Raw genomic sequence first — 17,225 nt, 5'->3', positions numbered from 1 at the left:
CCCCGCCGATCCCAAGGCCTATGCGCGACCGAGGTCGAAACGGTCGGCCATCATCACCTTGGTCCATGCCGCCACGAAGTCCTGCACGAACTTCTCGCCGGCATCGTCGCACGCATAGACTTCGGCGATCGCCCGCAACTGCGAGTTCGAACCATAGACCAGATCGGTGCGCGACGCGGTCCACTTCTGCTCCTTGGTGTGGCGATCGGTGCCGACAAACTCCTGATCGCTGTCGTCGCTGACCTGCTTCCACGCCGTGCCCATGTCGAGCAGGTTGACGAAGAAGTCGTTGGTCAGCTGGCCCGGACGCGTGGTGAACACGCCGTGCTCCTTAGCCTTGCCGTGGTTCGCCCCCAGTACGCGCAGCCCGCCGACCAGCACCGCCATTTCGGGTGCCGACAGCCCCAGCAGCTGCGCCCGATCGACCATCAGTTCCTCGGTCGGAACGTTGAACTGCACCTGCAGATAGTTGCGGAACGCATCGGCCTTCGGTTCGAGCACGTCGAAGCTCTCGACGTCGGTCCAGTCCTGCGTCGCGTCGGTCCGGCCCGGCGTGAAGGGAACGGCGACATGGTGCCCGGTCGGCGCGATCGCCTGTTCGACACCGACGACACCGCCCAGCACGATCAGGTCGGCGATCGACACGGTCGTGCCGCCCTTGCCGTCGAAATCGCCCTTGATGCCGTCATAGACACCCAGCACCTTGGCCAGCTGTTCCGGCTCGTTGACCTCCCAGTCCTTTTGCGGGGCGAGGCGGATGCGCGCACCATTGGCCCCGCCGCGCTTGTCCGACCCGCGATACGTCGAGGCCGATGCCCAGGCCGTCGTCACCAGTTCGGCGATCGACAGGCCCGATCCGGCGATGGCCTGCTTCAGCGTCGCAACGTCGCCTTCGTTCAGCGGCTCGCCGGTCAGCTTCGGGACCGGGTCCTGCCAGATCAGGTCTTCCGTGGGTACTTCCGGCCCGATCAGGCGGACGTTCGGACCCATGTCGCGGTGGGTCAGCTTGAACCATGCCCGCGCCCAGACATCGGCGAAATAATCAGGATTGGCACGGAATTTCTGACAGATCGCGTTATATGCCGGGTCGACCTTCAACGCCATATCGGCGGTCGACATCATCGTCGGCACCTTCTTGTCCGGGGTATGCGCAGCCGGGGCCAGCGTATCCTCGGGATTGCCGACCGGCTGCCACTGGTGCGCGCCCGCCGGGCTCTTGGTCAGTTCGTACTCGTGATCGAACAGCATGTCGAAATAGGTCATGTCCCATTTCGTCGGCGTCGGCGTCCATGCCCCTTCTAAGCCCGAGGTGATCGTGTGATCGCCCAGACCGGTCTCATGCGTCGATGCCCAGCCCAGACCCTGTGCGGCGATATCGGCACCCTCCGGCTCCTTGCCGACATGCTTGGGATCGCCCGCGCCATGCGCCTTGCCGAAGGTATGGCCGCCGGCGGTCAGCGCGACGGTTTCCTCGTCGTTCATGCCCATGCGGGCGAAGGTCTCGCGCATGTCGCGTGCCGATCCCTTGGGCATCGGGCAGCCGCCCGGACCCTCCGGATTGACATAGATCAGGCCGTGCTGGATCGCGGCCAGCGGGCTTTCGAGCGCGAGGCCGGCTTCCTCATCGATGCGGGTCTGGCCGAGCCATTCCTCCTCGGTGCCCCAATACACGTCCTTTTCCGGCTCGAACACATCCTCGCGTCCGCCGCCGAAGCCGAAGGTCGGGCCGCCCATCGATTCGATCGCGACGTTACCCGCCAGAATGAACAGGTCCGCCCAGCTCAGCTGGCGACCGTATTTCTGCTTGATCGGCCACAACAGGCGGCGCGCCTTGTCGAGATTGCCGTTGTCCGGCCATGAATTGAGCGGGGCGAACCGCTGCTGCCCCGCCGACGACCCGCCGCGCCCGTCGCCGGTGCGATAGGTGCCGGCCGAATGCCACGCCATGCGGATGAAGAAAGGGCCGTAATGGCCGTAATCGGCCGGCCACCATGGCTGGCTGTCGGTCATCAGCGCGGTCAGGTCGGCCTTCAACGCAGCATAGTCGATGGCCTCGAATTCCTTGCGGTAGTCGAAGTCGTTGCCCATCGGGTTCCCGCTGACACCCTTTTGATGCAGGATGTCGATCGACAGTGCTTCGGGCCACCAGTCGCGGGCGGTATGTCCCAGCAGGCGGCGCATCGCCGCGGGCTGCTTCTTGGGATCGTTGATCGGGCTGCCTTCGGGTATGGCGTCCATCGGTACATTCCTCTCGACTGTATATGGCGGCAGGATGAACCAGCGGATCGGGTAAGGCTAACGACTTGAACCACTGCCATTGATCGATTTTACCGATCGATCGCGCCTATTTCGCGTCCTGCTCCGCCCGCTCCGTATAAAATCCCGCCAGCACGTCGAACGCCAGCTTGCGCTGTCCGGTTTCCGACACCAGCCCCTTGCGGTTATAGCCCTGCTGCCAACCGTTCTGGCGGCGCGGCGAGCGGAAATCCTTGAGCAGCCACGGCGACAGGCCGGTGAGCGTCGGGATCCGTGCCGCCATCGCCAGCGTCGCGCGGTAATAGTCGCGCTGATATTCTTCCGAGAACTTCTGCGGGGCCGGGCGGTCGTCGTGGAAACCGGCCTTGGCCCCCGCGCCGAACTCCGACAGGATCAGCGGCTTGTCGGTCGGCACCTGCCACGCGATCGCGGGCAGATCGGCCAGACGGTCGGGCGAATACCAGCCATTATAGGTGTTGACCCCCATCACATCGAGCCGCTGCGCCAACGGATCGTTGATCGTCATCAGCGGATGGCCGTCGCTGGTCGACCGGTCGGTCAGCAACGCCGCCCCCAGCAACCGCGTATCGTCGAGCCGCCGGACATCGTCGGCTAAAGCGCCCAGAAACGCGTTGCGCGCGGGCGAGTTGGGCGTTTCGTTGGCGATGCTCCAGATCGCGATCGACGCGCGGTTGCGGTCGCGCACGATATTGTCGGCCAGCATCGCGCGGGCCGTTTTGAGCGTCGCCGGATCGTCCCACGCGATCAGCCAATAGACCGGCACCTCGCTCCACACGAGCAGCCCCAGTTCGTCGGCAAGGCGCGTCGTCACCTCGCCATGCGGATAATGGGCGAGGCGGACGAAATTGGCGTGCAGCCCGTCCTTGGCTTCGGCCAGCAAGGCGCGCGCCGCCGCCGGCGTGATAGCCCGTGCCGGATTGTTGCCGAACTCTTCCTCATGCACGCTGATCCCGCGCAGGAAAACCGGACGGCCGTTGAGCAAAATCTGCGCCCCGCGCCGCTCGATGGTGCGGAAACCGATCCGGTCGCGCCAGCGATCCTCGCCCGCCTCGACGCTCACGTCATAGAGTTGCGGCGTCTCGGGCGACCAGCGGCGCAGGGCCTTGGGCGCGGCGGTCTCGCCATGCCAGCGACCTTCGCCATCGGTGCGGCTCGACAGCGTGACCCCGAGCGCGGGAATGGTCAGGCGTAGCAGGGCGTTGGCGGCGGTGGTGCCGTTCAGCTTCACGTCGATCGCGAGTCGGCCAGTGCGGGTCAGCCGGACCCAGGCATCGTCGACGAAGGTCGCGGGCGTTTCGATCAGGCGGATGTCGCGGGTGATGCCGCCATAATTCTCCCAATCGGTGACCGGCGGCGGCACGCTGCTGGCATCGACTGCCGAATCGACCGCGACGGTGATCTGGTTGTCGCCGCTACGGACGCGGTCGGTGACCTCGATCGCGAAGGGGGTGAAGCCGCCCTCATGTTCGCCGACGAACTGGCCGTTCAGGAATACGCGCGCGCGGTAATTGACCGCACCGAACCGCAGGAAGCGGCGCTTGCCGGCAGTCGGCTGTGCGCTGAAATGGCGTTGGTACCATAACAGCCCCTGATAATGGCGCATCTCCGCTGCATGGGTCATCCATCCGCCGGGCAGCGTCGCGATCGGCGCGGCGGCCATGTCATATTCGAACAGCGCCTGCTGGTTGCGGCGCAGTTCGGCGGGCACGTCGGTTTCGGCCCAACGGCGTTCGGTGACGTTCGCATCCTCGCCATGGAAACCGCGCATGCCCGCGCGGTACGGATCGATCGAATAATGCCATTGTCCGGTCAGGTCGGTGGCCGGACGCAGGTCGCCCGCGACCATCGCGACCGGCACCGGCGGTGTCTGGGCAAGCGCCGGACGGGCGGGAAGCAGGAGCGCGAACGCGCCGAGCAATGCGAGCGGAAGGCGGGCGATCATCGCTGCATCATTGCCGGTGGGGGGATGGGGGACAAGGGGTTAGGCGGAGGTATCGGCACCGTTAGAATGTCGGCAAGATGACTCCCCTCCCTGACAAGGGAGGGGCTGGGGGTGGGTCGGGTTGCGAGGGACGGTCACGTCCGCCAACGGGCCGACCCACCCCCGATCCCTCCCTTTCAGGGAGGGGAGAGGCTCAATCCACGACCGCCAACCGCGCCAGCAGCACATCCTCCTCGACGATCTCGATCGCAGCCCCCGCCCGGTTCAATTCCTCGGCGCGGCGATAATCGGCATGGGCGTGGACGAACCGGCCAAAGGTCTGGGCATTGCCGATCACCAACAGCGTCGTGGTCGTACCGACCCCGGCGGCGATCCGCGCGCCGAGGGCCGCGAGCCGATGGGCGAGCGGACCGTCGCGGGTCGCTCCGATCAGGGCGACACGCTGCCCCTTCAACGGGCCGTCACCGGCCGCCTTGGGCGCGGAACCCCGTTTGGGCGCGGGCGCGAACAGGGAGGCGAGGTCGTGGCCGGTATGTGCCATGGCCCGCACCACGACCATGCCCGCCGCCCGCGCGTCGCTCAGCGCATCGTGGTGCTTGTGGCGCAGTTTCAGGAATTTGGTCAGGATGTTCAGCCGGTGGCTGGGCAATTCGGGCCATGCGCGGCGGGCGACGCCGACGCTGTCGAGCCAGCGCGTCTCGATCGGGGGCAGGCCGTGCTGCGCACAGGCGGCGGCCAGCGCGCTCTTGTCGAACGACGAATGGGCGACCGTCACCCGCCCGGTCAGATAGGTGCCGACCGTCGCATGGATGTCGGCGAAATTGGGCTTGCCGAACACATGGTCGCTGGTGATGCCGTGGATGCGGACGTTCGACGGGAAAAATTCGTCGCAGGGATCGAGCAGCGTTTCATAGGCGAATACCTCGATGCCGTCCCGAAAGCCGACGATGCCGATCTGGCAGATGCTGCTGACGCGCGAACAGGCGGTTTCGACATCGATGACGACGAAATCGACGGGCGGAACGGAAGGTACGAACACCGCGTCGCCATAGCATGACCATCCGGGCCAGCGTAAGGGTGCGGCGATGGGGACGACGGGGCAATACGCGGTACGATGGGCGGCGACGCTGCTGGTCGTGGTGACATGGATCAGCGCGGCACTGTTCGGCGCGTATATCGTCGCGTTCTTCGGCGGGGCGGCGCTGCGCGGCGATCCCGAACAATGGAACGCGTCGCTGCCCGCGCTCTTCGACCGTGCGGGACCGGTCGGGACGGTGGCGATCGGCGCGCATTTCGTCGCGGGCGGCGTGTTGTTGCTGCTCGGCCCGATCCAGCTGATCGGACGCCTGCGGGCGGCGTGGCCGGCGCTGCATCGGTGGCTGGGCCGCGTCTATGTCGTCGCGGCGGCGGTGACCGGGGCAGGGGGGCTGGGCTTCATCGCCACGCGCGGCACGATCGGCGGGATCGTGATGGATGTCGGCTTCGGCCTGTACGGGCTGCTGGTCGTCGGCGCGGCGGTGCTGGCGTGGCAGCGGGCGTGGAGCGGACGGATCGCGGCGCACCGGGCATGGGCGATCCGCCTGTTCGCGCTGGTGATCGGATCCTGGCTGTACCGGATGGAATATGGCCTGTGGTTCCTGACCATGGGCAAGGCGGGCCATGTCAGCGATTTCCACGGCCCTTTCGACGCGGTGATGGCGTTCGCCTTCTACCTGCCCAATCTGCTGGTCGCCGAACTGTTCATCCGTGCGCGACGTCGCCCGGCGCACGCGGCGCTGGCGATCGGCGCGGTCGTGGCGCTCATTGCGGCCAGCCTGTTCATCGTGCTGGCGACCTGGGTGTTCGTCACCCGCTTCTGGGGGCCGGGTTTCGTCAGCGGGGTGACCGGCACGCCGCTGTGACGCGCGATCAGTCGACCGGCGTGATCCGCGCCTCGAAAAAGGCCCAGTTGCCGTCGCGGTCCCAGAATTTCTCGCCGGTGGCCCATGCCGACTGGATCGAGGCGAAGTCGCGCATCACAAACAGGATGGTTTCGCGATGCCCCTCCGAAATCGTCATCACCTGCTTGTTCGCCGCCTGCACCTCGAACTCGGGATCGCCCGGCGGAAAATCATAGCAGTGGAGATCGACCTCGATCAGCATCGTCGCCGCTGGCGGGTCGACCAGCCGGATCAGCACCTGCGGCCGTTCGACCGAATAGGACGAGGGCATGTCCTTCTGAAAGATCAGGTCGAAGGCGGCATACATATAGCTGCCATCGGCGAACTGCCCCATGCCGACCGAACTGGGGCTGACATATTCGACCCAGCCCTTGCCCGGCACGATCGGCTGATCGGGACGCAGCGTCAGCCACGGCGTGTCGAGTTTATAGAGTTTCCGCGTGCCGAGCAGCGCGGCGATCCGCGCCGCGCGCGTGTCGCGCAGTTGCGCGAGGCGGGCGGGATCGATCCGCATCCGCGCGGGATCGAACCGCTTGCGGGTGAAGGTACGCAACAGCCTGGCATCCGGCATGGTGGCTTTCCCCTGGTCGCCGGCATGGGGGCGGCGGCCCGACGTGATGATGACGGGAGAGCGGCAGACCGGAAATACGCCATATCGGGTAGCGCGTCGGTGCCGGGCCGACCGAAAATGGCAGCTTTTCAAAGTTTCGCACTGTGATAGCCTGTCGCGATCCAGCCATTCCGACGGAGACAGGCGTGTCGCTCATCATCAACGGGGTGGCGGTCGCGCCGCCGGCCGATCCCCGCACCTCGCTGCTCGACCATCTGCGCGAGACGTTGCACCTGACCGGCACCAAGAAGGGCTGCAACCAGGGGGCGTGCGGGGCGTGTACCGTGCTGGCCGATGGCGAGCGCATTCTGTCGTGCCTCGCGCTGGCGGTGCAATATGACGGCCGGTCGATCACGACGATCGAGGGGGTGGGGCAGGGCGATGTGCTGCACCCGCTGCAACAGGCGTTCATCGAGCATGACGGGTTCCAGTGCGGGTATTGCACGCCCGGCCAGATCTGTTCGGCGCTGGGCATGATTGCCGAGGCGAAGCGCGGCGTGCCGAGCAACGTCTCCGTCGACCTGACCGTCGCCGTCACGCTGAACCGCGAAGAGGTGCAGGAACGGATGAGCGGCAATCTGTGCCGGTGCGGCGCGCATAACGGCATCATAGATGCGATCCGGCACAGCATGGGGGCGGCGGCATGACCCCGTTCGACTATGCGCGCGCGGACGATGTGGCGACGGCGTTGCGGATGGCCGCGGGGGAGGGCACCGCGTTTCTGGGCGGCGGCACCAATCTGGTCGACCTGATGCGCGAAACGGTGGCGCGGCCGACCCGGCTGATCGACGTCACCGGCCTGTCGGACACAATCGAGGAGACCGATGGCGGCGGGCTGCGCATCGGCGCGGCGGTGCGCAACACTGCATTGGCCGAACATCCCGCCGTCCGCAGCCGCTATCCGGTGCTGTCCCGCGCGATCCTCGCGGGGGCATCGGCACAGATCCGCAACATGGCGACGGTCGGCGGCAACCTGCTGCAACGGACGCGCTGCACCTATTTCTACGACACCGACGGGTCGCGCTGTAACAAGCGGGTGGTCGGATCGGGGTGCGATGCGCTGGGCGGGTTCAATCGCATCCATGCGGTGCTCGGCGCGTCGGAGGCGTGCGTGGCGACGCATCCGTCCGACCTGTGCGTGGCATTCGCCGCGCTCGACGCGATGGTGCAGGTCGCCGGCCCCGATGGCATGCGCGCGATCGCGTTCGACCGGTTCCACCGGCTGCCCGGCGACCGGCCCGATCTGGACACGGTGCTGGCACCCGGCGAGCTGATCGTCGCGGTCGAGGTCCCGCCCGCCCGGGTCGCGGCGAATTCGACCTATCGCAAGGTCCGCGACCGGGCGAGCTATGCCTTTGCCCTGATCTCGGTCGCGGCGGCGCTGACGATCGAGGACGACCGGATCGCCGAACTGCGCATCGCGTTCGGCGGGGTCGCGCACAAGCCGTGGCGCGCGCGAACGGCGGAAGCGACGCTGATAGGGCAGGTGCCGGGCGAAGTGGCGTTCCGCGCGGCGGCGGCGGCCGAGTTTGCCGATGCGCAGGTGCTGCGCGACAATGGATTCAAACCGGTGCTGGCGGAACGGACGCTGGCGGCGGTGCTGGGCGAACTGGCGACGGGGGCAAGGGCATGAGCATCATCGACAGCGCCAAGCAGACCGCACAGGGGCTGGTGATGGGCGCGCTGCAAAAGCTGGTGCCGCTGGCCCCCGACAGCTGGATTCCCGGCGGGGTTCCCGACCCGCTGATCGCACGCAAGCACGGGCTGATCGGGACGCCGGTGTCGCGGCTCGACGGGCCGTTGAAGGTCGGCGGCGGCGCGCCGTTCGCCGCCGAATTCCGGTTCGACGGCATGACCTATGCCGCGCTCGCCTATGCGACGATCGCGCGCGGGCGGATCACCGCGATCGACGGCGCGGCGGCGGAGGGCGCGCCGGGCGTGGTGCTGGTGATGACCCACCGCAATGCACCGCGGATGAAGACCCCGGCGATGTTCGGCACGTCGATGAGTGCGGTCGGGCCGGACACGATCCCGATCCTGCAGGACGATCAGGTACACTGGAACGGACAGCCGATCGCCTGCGTCCTCGCCGAAACGCAGGAACAGGCCGACCATGCCGCCTCGCTGCTGCGCTTCACCTATGCTGAAGTGCCGGCGGTGACGACGCTGGCGGCGGCAAAGGCCAGGGGCATCGAACAGGGGCTGTTCATGGGACAGCCACTGCGCAACGACATCGGCGATGCCGAGGCGGCGCTGGCGGCGGCACCGCACCGCGTCGACCGGCGTTATACGACGCCGCGCCACAACCATAACCCGATCGAACCGCATGCCGCGACGCTGGCATGGATCGACGGCGAACTGGTGATCCACGACGCCAGCCAGATGGTCGCGCAACAGGCGCAGACCATGGCCGAGGTGTTCGGGATGAAGCCCGACAAGGTCCGGCTGACATCGCCCTATGTCGGGGGCGGGTTCGGGTCGAAGGGGCTGTGGGAGCATCAGGTAATCGCCGCCGCCGCCGCGAAGCTCGCCGGGCGCCCGGTCCGCATCGCCCTGTCGCGCGAGGGCGTCTATCGCGTCGTCGGCGGGCGGACGCTGACCGAACAGCGCGTGGCGATCGGTGCGCAGGCCGATGGCCGTTTCACCGCGCTGGTCCACAGCGGGCTGTCGGTGATGACGCCGCACAATGCGATGCCCGAACCCTTCATCCTCGGCACGCGGTCGGCCTATGCGGTGCCGAACATCGCGCTGAAGGTCGAGGTGGCGCGGATGCAGATGCTGGCCAATACGTTCATGCGCGCACCGGGCGAGGCGGTCGGTACGTTCGCGCTGGAATCGGCGATCGACGAACTGGCCGACGATCTGGGCATCGATCCGGTCGAACTGCGCATCCGCAACGAACCCGACCGCGACCCGACCTCGGGACTGCCCTTTTCGTCGCGGCATATCGTCACCGCATGGCGACAGGGGGCGGAACGATTCGGATGGAGCGACCGGCCGCAGACGGCGACGCGGCGCGATGGCGCGTGGCGGATCGGCATGGGCTGCGCGACCGGTACCTATCCCTATTACCGGATGCCCGGAGCCAAGGCCCGGCTGACCCTGACCCGCGACGGCGACGACGTGCGCGCGTTTGTCGAGGTCGCGGCGGCGGAAATGGGCATGGGCACCGGCACGACCACCGCAATCGTCGCCGCCGAACGGCTCGGTCTGCCGCTCGACCGGGTCGAGGTCGGCTATGGCGACAGCGCCATTCCCGGCGCGATCATGGCCGGCGGATCGCAACAGACCGCGGCGATCGGTGCGGCGGTCATCGCCGCGCACAATGCGCTGTCCGCCGAACTGCTGAAACTGGCCGGCAACGATTCGCCGCTGGCCGGCCTGTCGGCGAAGGAGATCGGCAGCGAGGGCGGGGGGCTGGCGAAGCTGGACGATCCCACCCGACGCGAAAGTTATGCGTCGATCCTGCGCCGCGCCGGGCGCGACAGCATCAGCGTGACCGAGGCCGGTTCACCCCCGCTCGAATTCATGCACTGGTCGATGCATTCGCACAGCGCGCTGTTCTGCGAAGTCGGGGTCGACGACGTGACGGGCGAGGTGCGGGTGCGCCGTTTCCTCGGCGCGTTCGACTGCGGTCGCATCCTGAACCCGCGCACCGCCGCCAGCCAGTTTCGCGGCGGCATCGTCATGGGGCTGGGCATGGCGTTGATGGAGGAGACGCAGTTCGACGAACGCAACGGCCGGATCATGAACCCCAGCCTCGCCGAATATCATGTGCCGGTGCATCTCGACGTGCCGGAGATCGACGTGATCTGGACCGACATTCCCGATCCGCACACGCCGATGGGCGCGCACGGCATCGGTGAGATCGGCATCACCGGCGTCGCGGCGGCGGTGGCGAACGCGGTCCATAACGCGACCGGTCGCCGCATCCGCGACCTGCCGATCACGCTGGACAAGCTGTTGTAGGGACGGTGGCGGCACGGGCCGCATCCGCGTCGCTGCGGTGTAGCGTCGCGGCAACATTCGGCGGCGTGGCGAGGGAAAAACGAAGCCGCATCCGTGCGGTCGCTGCGAATGCCGCTTGCCCTTGCCCGTCGCTGCGACAATTCGTTGGCAATTACCGAGCCGCCCGAAGCGGTCGGACGAAACGACCCGGGGGAGGGGCGGATGGCGTTACCGGAACTGAGCGTAGCATTTTTCCTGCAAATCTTCGTCATCGTCGGCGCGTGCCGGGCGATGGGCTGGTTCGGGAAACGCTTTCTCGACCAACCGCAGGTGGTGGGGGAAATGATCGCGGGGGTCGTGCTCGGCCCATCGCTGCTGGGACTGGTCGCGCCCGATCTGCAAGCGGCGATCTTTCCCAAGGATGCCAAGCCGATCTTGTACGTCTGCGCGCAGCTGGGCGTCGGGCTGTACATGTTCCTCGTCGGGCTGGGGTTCCGCACCGATCATTTCCGGCTGAACGCGCGCAGCGCGATCGCCGTATCGCTGTCGGGGATGGCGGCACCGTTTCTCGTCGCGCTCGCGCTGACGCCGTGGCTGCTCGGCCTCGACCTGTTCGGGAAGGGGATTACCAGCCTGCAGGTCACGCTGTTCATGGGGGCGTGCATCTCGATCACCGCATTTCCGATGCTGGCGCGGATCATTCATGAGCGCGGGCTGACCGGTACGCCGCTGGGGTCGCTGTCGCTGTCGGCGGGGGCGATCGACGATGCCGGGGCGTGGGTGGTGCTGGCGATCGTGCTGGCCAGCTTCGGCGGCGGCAGCGAGGTGGCGGTCAGGGCGATCGTCGGCGGCGGCGCGTTCGCGGCGTTCATGATCGTGCTGGGGCCGAAGGTGCTGGCCCCGCTGACGCGCTGGGCCGAACGCGAGGGGCGGGTGACGCAGCCGATGCTGGCGGTCGTCGTCATGCTGTTCGGTCTCAGCGCGTGGGCGATGGATGCGGCGGGGATGCATTCGGTGTTCGGCGGCTTCCTGCTGGGCGTGGTCATGCCGCGCGGGGTGCTGACGCGCGAGGTGCGCAAGCAGGTCGAACCCTTCACCACCGCGCTGCTGGTGCCGATGTTCTTCGCGTTTTCGGGGCTGAACACGCAGTTGACGATGGTCAACAGCGTCGACCTGATACTGGTCGCGACCGTCATCCTGATCGGATCGGTCGGGGCGAAGGGCGTGGCGTGCTGGGCGGCGGCGCGGGCGACCGGGCAGGACAATGCGACGGCGATGGCGGTCGGCACGTTGATGAACGCGCGCGGGCTGATGGAACTCATCATCATCAATATCGGTCTGCAAAAGGGGATTATCGGCCCGGCGCTGTTTTCGATGCTGGTCATCATGGCGATCGTGACGACGCTGATGGCGTCGCCGCTGTTCGAGATCGTCTATGGCCGCAAGGCGCGCGCGGCAGGCGCGCTGGGGCAATTGCACGAGGAGGACGATGCGGCGTCCGCCCCGGCCCGCCCGTCGCTGCGGTAGCATCGCCGAGGGCTGGTCGGGCGGGATCGTTACGGACGGGGAAGTTGTCGGCTTCGCTGAACCGGTTCGCGGCACGGTGCGTTGGCGCGACGTTCCTCTGATGCAGGCGAAACGGCATGCTCCACGCTTCCGCGATCGACCCGACCCCGGCGGTGCTTCCGCTCCCCCCGATCCGCGTCGTCGCCGCGCCGGGCGATGTCGATCGCCGCACCGGCAACGTTCACGACCACCGCTCGCGCGAAATGCTGCTGACCCGGATCGCGGCACTGCTCGACATCGGCATCGGTGAACCGGTCGAGGATGCGACGCTGCATGTGCCGGGCGACGCGATCGAAGCGGCGGTGGCGAAGGATCTGGGCATCCGCCGGCGCGACCAGATACTGGGCGGCGTCGTTCCCGCCGCCTTCGTGGCGACCAAGGCGATCACCCACGGCCTGTTGCACCCCGACGCCCGATGCCCGCCGCTCTGGTCGCCGGCGATGGCCGAACTGATGGGCGATGCCGCGCTGACCGGCTATACCGCGTTCAACCGCGAGGATGCGTTCGCCGCCGGGCAGCGCCTGCTGGCCACCGGCCCGGTCCGCATCAAGGACGTGTGTGCCAAGGCCGGGCTGGGGCAGATCGTGGTCCATCACGAAGCCGCGCTCGCCGACGCCCTGTCGCGCGAGGACGACGCCGACCTCGCCGATTGCGGTATCGTGCTGGAGGAAAATCTTACCGAAGTCGTAACCTACAGCGTCGGCGTCATCGAACTCGGCCACCGCACGATCAGCTATTGGGGTAGCCAGAATCTGGCGACCGACCATCAGGGTCGCGAGGTATATGGCGGGTCGGACCTGTATGTCGTGCGCGGCGGGCTCGACACGCTCGCCGCCGAACCGTTGTCGCCGGCGATCGCGCGGGCGGTGGCCTGTGCCGGGGCGTTCGACCGGGCGGCGCAGCTTGCCTATCCCGACCTGCTGCTGACGCGCCGCAACTATGACGTGATCGAGGGTACCGATGCGGCTGGTGCCCGGCGGATCGGCGTGCTGGAGCAATCGTGGCGCGTCGGCGGGGCCAGCGGTGCCGAGATCGCTGCGTTCGAGGCGTTGCGCGACGAACCCGACGCCCATGCCGTGCGCTGCTCGACGGTCGAAATCTATGCCGAGATCGATCCGCCGACCGGAGCAACGGTCTATTTTCGCGGCGTCGATCCGCGGGTCGGGCCGATGACCAAATATGCGGTGAGGCTGGCGTGAGCGATCCCGAGCGGTTGGACGAAGGGCGCGTCATGCTGCGCGTCGACGGACAGAAGCTGACCGGTACGCTGATCGAACCCGAGGCACCGGTGCCCGGTTTCCTGTTCGTCCATGGCTGGGGCGGCGATCAGGCGGAGGATTTCGGACAGGCCGAGGAGCTGGCCCGGCTCGGATGTGTCTGTTTCACCTTCGACCTGCGCGGCCATGCCGGCAGCGATGCCGACCGCAACGAGGTCACGCGGCAGAACAGCCTCGACGATGTCATTGCCGCCTATGACCATCTCGCATCCCACCCGTTGATCGATCGTGGGGCGATCGGGGTGATCGGCACCAGCTATGGCGGCTATCTGTCGGCATTGTTGAGTGCCCGGCGTCCGATCCGCTGGATGGCGTTGCGGGTGCCGGCGCTGTACCCCGACGCGCATTGGGACACGCCCAAGGCGCTGCTCGACAAGGAGGTCGTGCGCGCCTATCGCCAGCAGCCGCAGGACGAGCGGGGCGACCGGGCGCTCGCCGCCTGTGCGGCCTTTCGTGGCGACGTGCTGATCGTCGAGTCCGAAAAGGACGAGCAAATTCCGCGCGAAGCGATGCTGTCCTATCAGTCGGCGTTTCGCAACGCGAACTCTCTCAGCCACCGGATTCTGCACGGCGCGACCCATGCGATGCGCGATCCTCGGCACCAGCGGACATACACGACCTTGCTTCTGCACTGGATCGATGAGATGGTCCGCGCGAGCCGCAGGACAGATCGCGGATTGCCAAATGTAAGCTAATCGTAATAGGCGGTGCCGGATAGCCCGGCAAAACCGGCTCTTGCCGATTCGAATCAACTTAGGACCTTATACCTCATGCAGATCATCGTTCGCGATAACAATGTCGATCAGGCGCTGCGAGCGCTCAAGAAGAAGCTGCAGCGCGAAGGCGTGTATCGCGAAATGAAGCTGCGCCGGCATTACGAAAAGCCGTCGGAAAAGCGGGCCCGTGAACGCGCCGCCGCGATCAGCCGCGCCCGCAAGGCCGACCGCAAGCGCGCCGAACGCGACCGCTGAGCCGGGCGGCGATGCCGACCATCGGCACCCGCATCGATGAAAGCGGAACGCTGATCCGCGAAGGTGGTGCCTTTTACCTGCGGCGCGATCTGGGCGGGCGGTATCAGCTCGAACTGCACCGTACGCCGGTGGATGAAGTCGAAAAGCGGGTCCGACTGGTCGGCACGTTGGTCGGTGCCGATCTGGTCAACGCCGACAGCGTCATGCTCGCGTGAACCGGCCAGGGCGGGTAGGATGCCCGCCCCGGTGGTCGCTCACCAATAGAGGTCGCTACCCGACAGCGTCCCCGTGACCGACAGCATGAAGTCGGCAACGCCGTCGCCATTCTGGTCGAGGGACAGCGTCGTCGTGCCGTTGCTGCTGGCGATCACCGCCTGTCCCGCGCGCCCGCTAAACTGTGCGACCTGGCTGAATGCCTGATCGCCCGATAGCGACGGGTTGGCATCGATCGCCGACAGGTCGATCTTGTCGACGCCGGTGGCGAAATCGGTAATCCGGTCGCGGACGCTCGACGTCGAATCGTTGATCGCGGTGAAGACGAAGACGTCCGACCCGCTGCCGCCGGTCAGCACGTCCGCCCCGCCGCCACCGATCAGCACATCGTTGCCGGCATTGCCGACCAGCTGGTTGGCGACTTCGTTTCCGAGGATGCGGTCGGCACCCGACCCGCCGCGCGCATTCTCGATCGTCGCGCCCTGGGCGATGGCGACATTACCCTTCAGCCCGCCGACGTCCGAAAAATTGCCGTCGTTCAGGTCGATCAGCTGCGCGCTGGCATAGCCCGAAAAGTCGAACGTGTCGTTGCCGCCCGCGTCCCATGCCGCGAAGATCAGCGCCGAGCTGCCCGACGTCGCGGTATAATAGTCGCGCCCGGTGTTCGACCCGAAGCCATAGACGGTGTCGCCGGTGCGGGTGGCGTTGTTCGCGCCATAGAGCCGCTGGGCCGCGGCGATATCGTCGAGCAACGGTGCCGCCGCATAATAGCCGCCATTGTCGCCGCCGGTGTTGGTTTCGGACCAATAGCTCATCACCGAATATTGCCGCGTATCCTCGTAATAGGATGCGCTGTTGGCATAGGTCGGCGATCCGTTGCCGGCATTATAGTCGCCCGGATGGCCGAGGCCGAGCGCGTGGCCGATTTCGTGGATCAGTACCTGCCCGCCGTAATTCAGATTGTCGGGCGCGCGGTTGTAGCTGAGCGAACTGTTGTACCAGCTGTCGCCGCCGACGCCGCTGCCGGGATAATAGGCGAAGGCCGCCGCCCCCGACGCGCCGCTGGAATAATTGCCCAGCAGCATCTGCGCATTGTTGCTATACCCGTTGCCGCTGTCGACCCGGCGAAAGGTGACGCGCGCGACATCGGCCCATGCCTGCAATGCGATCGTGGTCTGTTCGATCTGCGCATCGTTGAAGCGCGAGAACCCGGCGGTGCCGTTGGGCATCGACGTGGGCGCGGTGGCGCGGAAGGCATAGGTGACCTCGGCCGCCTGTCCCAGCGTCGAGCCGTTCCACGTCTGGTTCGCGCGGCCGATCTGTGCGGCGGCCTCGCCGATCGTCAGCGACTGCTTGCCGTTCGGGCCGGCATCGCCGCGCTGCTCGCCGTTCAGCGCCGCCTGCGGACCCGATCCGGTTCCCTGATCGGGCGTGCCGCCGTTCATGCAGCCCCAGCAATGGCATCCCTCGGCGGCGGCCGCCGTCTGCGACGACTGGTGCGACTGCCACGCGTCCCACCCGAAGCCGAACGATGCGCCGGGAGCGGCGATCGCCATGACGGCGGACGGGGTTGGTGCTGTCGAAATCGCCGGCAAGTCATAGCCGCCGATCACGGCGTTGCTATCGTTCATCAGCCGGTGCAATAACGATGTCGGATCGGGACCGGTCGGTCCGTCGAAATATTGTTCGGACATGTTTCCGATAACGGGAGTTGTGGAATGCGCTACGGCCACAGATATTCTCCACACAGACGCGCCACGATCGCACGGAGCGGACGCGTATTTCGGTACGTTCGGGGAATGACGTTTGGTGTCGCCCCATTAGTATTCTTTATCAATACGCCCGCATCCGCAACGCTTGGTACGAAGAAGGACATCGAGATGACGCAACTTCACGGCGAACCGGCACAATCGAGCGGCAGTTTGAGGCTGGAGGAGCCCGCGACGCTGGTCGGACGCTGGATCGTCGCGACGCAAAGGGGCGATTGTGCCGTGGATTTCACGGCCCGACGGATCGATTCCGCCAATGCATGGGCGGTCGAGGATGCGACGGGATGCCTGACCGCACTGGCACCGGGCGTCGTTGGATGGCGGCCGACCCCCGACGGCATTGCGCTGGCGTCGGCCGACCGGCGCACGGTCGTGCTATTCGCTACCGGTGCGGACGGATGGTCCGCGACGCTGTCGGGCGATCCGGCGACGTTGCGTAAGGGGTAGGGTGGATTGCTTGCAGACCGAACGGATCGCGGTATTGCTCCCCTCCCTGACAAGGGAGGGGTTGGGGGGGGGGCGGTCGGCGAGCGGCGGTAACGCTCCCCAACGGACCAACCCACCCCCGACCCCTCCCTTTCAGGGGGACTGTTTACACGAGGCGCGTTTTGGATTCTTCTGTGTTCCTTTGATTTGGGACGGGGAGGATAGGATGCGTTGTCCAGCGTGTGAGGGGACCGAGGATGCGTTGTCCAGCGTGTGAGGGGACCGA

Annotated in this window: 15 protein-coding genes; 10 read left to right on the top strand and 5 right to left on the bottom strand. The window is 66.9% G+C overall.

What is annotated here, in order from left to right; all coding sequences use genetic code 11:
* Positions 1–18: 18 nt before the first annotated feature.
* From katG to ASE70_RS18415, 3 genes are all read right to left on the bottom strand, one after another.
* On the bottom strand, positions 19–2,238 hold the full coding sequence (gene katG / locus ASE70_RS18425) for a catalase/peroxidase HPI (RefSeq protein ID WP_056507918.1): 2,220 nt from the start codon (positions 2,236–2,238) through the stop codon (positions 19–21).
* Positions 2,239–2,344: 106 nt separating this feature from the next.
* Positions 2,345–4,219 carry a glycoside hydrolase family 2 protein gene (locus ASE70_RS18420; RefSeq protein WP_082438859.1) on the bottom strand — a complete coding sequence of 625 codons (1,875 nt, stop codon included), beginning with the start codon at positions 4,217–4,219 and terminating at the stop codon, positions 2,345–2,347.
* 193 nt (positions 4,220–4,412) lie between these two features.
* Positions 4,413–5,258 carry an exonuclease domain-containing protein gene (locus ASE70_RS18415; RefSeq protein WP_056507915.1) on the bottom strand — a complete coding sequence of 282 codons (846 nt, stop codon included), beginning with the start codon at positions 5,256–5,258 and terminating at the stop codon, positions 4,413–4,415.
* Between the two features lie 46 nt (positions 5,259–5,304).
* On the opposite strand from ASE70_RS18415, the gene ASE70_RS18410 reads away from it, so the two are divergent.
* The gene (locus ASE70_RS18410; RefSeq protein ID WP_056507913.1) at positions 5,305–6,120 is read left to right on the top strand and encodes a DUF2306 domain-containing protein; all 816 of its coding nucleotides are present in this window, start codon (positions 5,305–5,307) and stop codon (positions 6,118–6,120) included.
* A 7-nt stretch (positions 6,121–6,127) separates the two neighbouring features.
* Here the strand turns inward: ASE70_RS18410 and ASE70_RS18405 are convergent, their stop codons facing one another.
* On the bottom strand, positions 6,128–6,730 hold the full coding sequence (locus ASE70_RS18405) for a hypothetical protein (protein WP_056507912.1): 603 nt from the start codon (positions 6,728–6,730) through the stop codon (positions 6,128–6,130).
* A 185-nt stretch (positions 6,731–6,915) separates the two neighbouring features.
* Here ASE70_RS18405 and ASE70_RS18400 point away from each other — a divergent pair, with 185 nt between their 5' ends.
* The 8 genes from ASE70_RS18400 to ASE70_RS18365 all read left to right on the top strand — a co-directional run bounded on the left by ASE70_RS18400 (position 6,916) and on the right by ASE70_RS18365 (position 14,746).
* Positions 6,916–7,416, top strand: a complete 501-nt coding sequence (locus ASE70_RS18400; RefSeq protein WP_056397513.1) for a 2Fe-2S iron-sulfur cluster-binding protein — start codon at positions 6,916–6,918, stop codon at positions 7,414–7,416.
* Positions 7,413–8,402, top strand: coding sequence for an FAD binding domain-containing protein (locus ASE70_RS18395; protein ID WP_056507909.1), 990 nt, complete (start codon positions 7,413–7,415; stop codon positions 8,400–8,402). The genes ASE70_RS18400 and ASE70_RS18395 overlap by 4 nt, the downstream gene beginning before the upstream one ends.
* Entirely contained in the window at positions 8,399–10,738 is a 2,340-nt protein-coding gene (locus tag ASE70_RS18390) for a xanthine dehydrogenase family protein molybdopterin-binding subunit (RefSeq protein WP_056507907.1), read from the top strand. Before ASE70_RS18395 ends, ASE70_RS18390 begins: the two co-directional genes overlap by 4 nt.
* A 201-nt stretch (positions 10,739–10,939) precedes the next feature.
* Positions 10,940–12,244, top strand: a complete 1,305-nt coding sequence (locus tag ASE70_RS18385) for a cation:proton antiporter (protein ID WP_056508084.1) — start codon at positions 10,940–10,942, stop codon at positions 12,242–12,244.
* Positions 12,245–12,360: 116 nt separating this feature from the next.
* Complete coding sequence (locus ASE70_RS18380) at positions 12,361–13,482, top strand: DUF3182 family protein (RefSeq protein ID WP_056507905.1); 1,122 nt, start codon at positions 12,361–12,363, stop codon at positions 13,480–13,482.
* A complete protein-coding gene (locus ASE70_RS18375; RefSeq protein ID WP_235512227.1) occupies positions 13,479–14,255 on the top strand; it encodes an alpha/beta hydrolase family protein in 777 nt (258 codons plus the stop codon). The genes ASE70_RS18380 and ASE70_RS18375 overlap by 4 nt, the downstream gene beginning before the upstream one ends.
* 75 nt (positions 14,256–14,330) lie before the next feature.
* Positions 14,331–14,531: a 30S ribosomal protein S21 gene (gene rpsU, locus ASE70_RS18370; RefSeq protein WP_055997902.1), complete on the top strand. Its 201-nt coding sequence runs from the start codon at positions 14,331–14,333 to the stop codon at positions 14,529–14,531.
* An 11-nt stretch (positions 14,532–14,542) separates the two neighbouring features.
* Positions 14,543–14,746 (top strand): DUF5818 domain-containing protein, encoded by a 204-nt coding sequence (locus ASE70_RS18365; protein ID WP_056397529.1) that lies wholly within the window; start codon positions 14,543–14,545, stop codon positions 14,744–14,746.
* Positions 14,747–14,785: 39 nt separating this feature from the next.
* Here the strand turns inward: ASE70_RS18365 and ASE70_RS18360 are convergent, their stop codons facing one another.
* On the bottom strand, positions 14,786–16,375 hold the full coding sequence (locus tag ASE70_RS18360) for a serralysin family metalloprotease (RefSeq protein WP_200925685.1): 1,590 nt from the start codon (positions 16,373–16,375) through the stop codon (positions 14,786–14,788).
* A 249-nt stretch (positions 16,376–16,624) separates the two neighbouring features.
* Between ASE70_RS18360 and ASE70_RS18355 the strand changes: the two genes are divergently transcribed.
* Positions 16,625–16,960, top strand: a complete 336-nt coding sequence (locus ASE70_RS18355; RefSeq protein ID WP_056507901.1) for an AprI/Inh family metalloprotease inhibitor — start codon at positions 16,625–16,627, stop codon at positions 16,958–16,960.
* Positions 16,961–17,225 lie beyond the last annotated feature (265 nt).

The sequence above is a fragment of the Sphingomonas sp. Leaf22 genome (assembly GCF_001421715.1).
Lineage (GTDB): Bacteria > Pseudomonadota > Alphaproteobacteria > Sphingomonadales > Sphingomonadaceae > Sphingomonas.
The sequence above is the reverse complement of the archived record's forward strand: the minus strand, read 5'-3'. Positions and strand labels throughout refer to the sequence as shown.

Coding starts and splice junctions, on each gene's coding strand:
- ASE70_RS18405 (WP_056507912.1), bottom strand. CDS start 6,730: ATGCCGGATGCCAGGCTGTTGCGTACCTTCACCCGCAAGCGGTTCGAT.
- ASE70_RS18410 (WP_056507913.1), top strand. CDS start 5,305: ATGGGGACGACGGGGCAATACGCGGTACGATGGGCGGCGACGCTGCTG.
- ASE70_RS18420 (WP_082438859.1), bottom strand. CDS start 4,219: ATGATCGCCCGCCTTCCGCTCGCATTGCTCGGCGCGTTCGCGCTCCTG.
- ASE70_RS18385 (WP_056508084.1), top strand. CDS start 10,940: ATGGCGTTACCGGAACTGAGCGTAGCATTTTTCCTGCAAATCTTCGTC.
- ASE70_RS18365 (WP_056397529.1), top strand. CDS start 14,543: ATGCCGACCATCGGCACCCGCATCGATGAAAGCGGAACGCTGATCCGC.
- ASE70_RS18380 (WP_056507905.1), top strand. CDS start 12,361: ATGCTCCACGCTTCCGCGATCGACCCGACCCCGGCGGTGCTTCCGCTC.
- ASE70_RS18355 (WP_056507901.1), top strand. CDS start 16,625: ATGACGCAACTTCACGGCGAACCGGCACAATCGAGCGGCAGTTTGAGG.
- ASE70_RS18395 (WP_056507909.1), top strand. CDS start 7,413: ATGACCCCGTTCGACTATGCGCGCGCGGACGATGTGGCGACGGCGTTG.
- katG (WP_056507918.1), bottom strand. CDS start 2,238: ATGGACGCCATACCCGAAGGCAGCCCGATCAACGATCCCAAGAAGCAG.
- rpsU (WP_055997902.1), top strand. CDS start 14,331: ATGCAGATCATCGTTCGCGATAACAATGTCGATCAGGCGCTGCGAGCG.
- ASE70_RS18360 (WP_200925685.1), bottom strand. CDS start 16,375: ATGAACGATAGCAACGCCGTGATCGGCGGCTATGACTTGCCGGCGATT.
- ASE70_RS18390 (WP_056507907.1), top strand. CDS start 8,399: ATGAGCATCATCGACAGCGCCAAGCAGACCGCACAGGGGCTGGTGATG.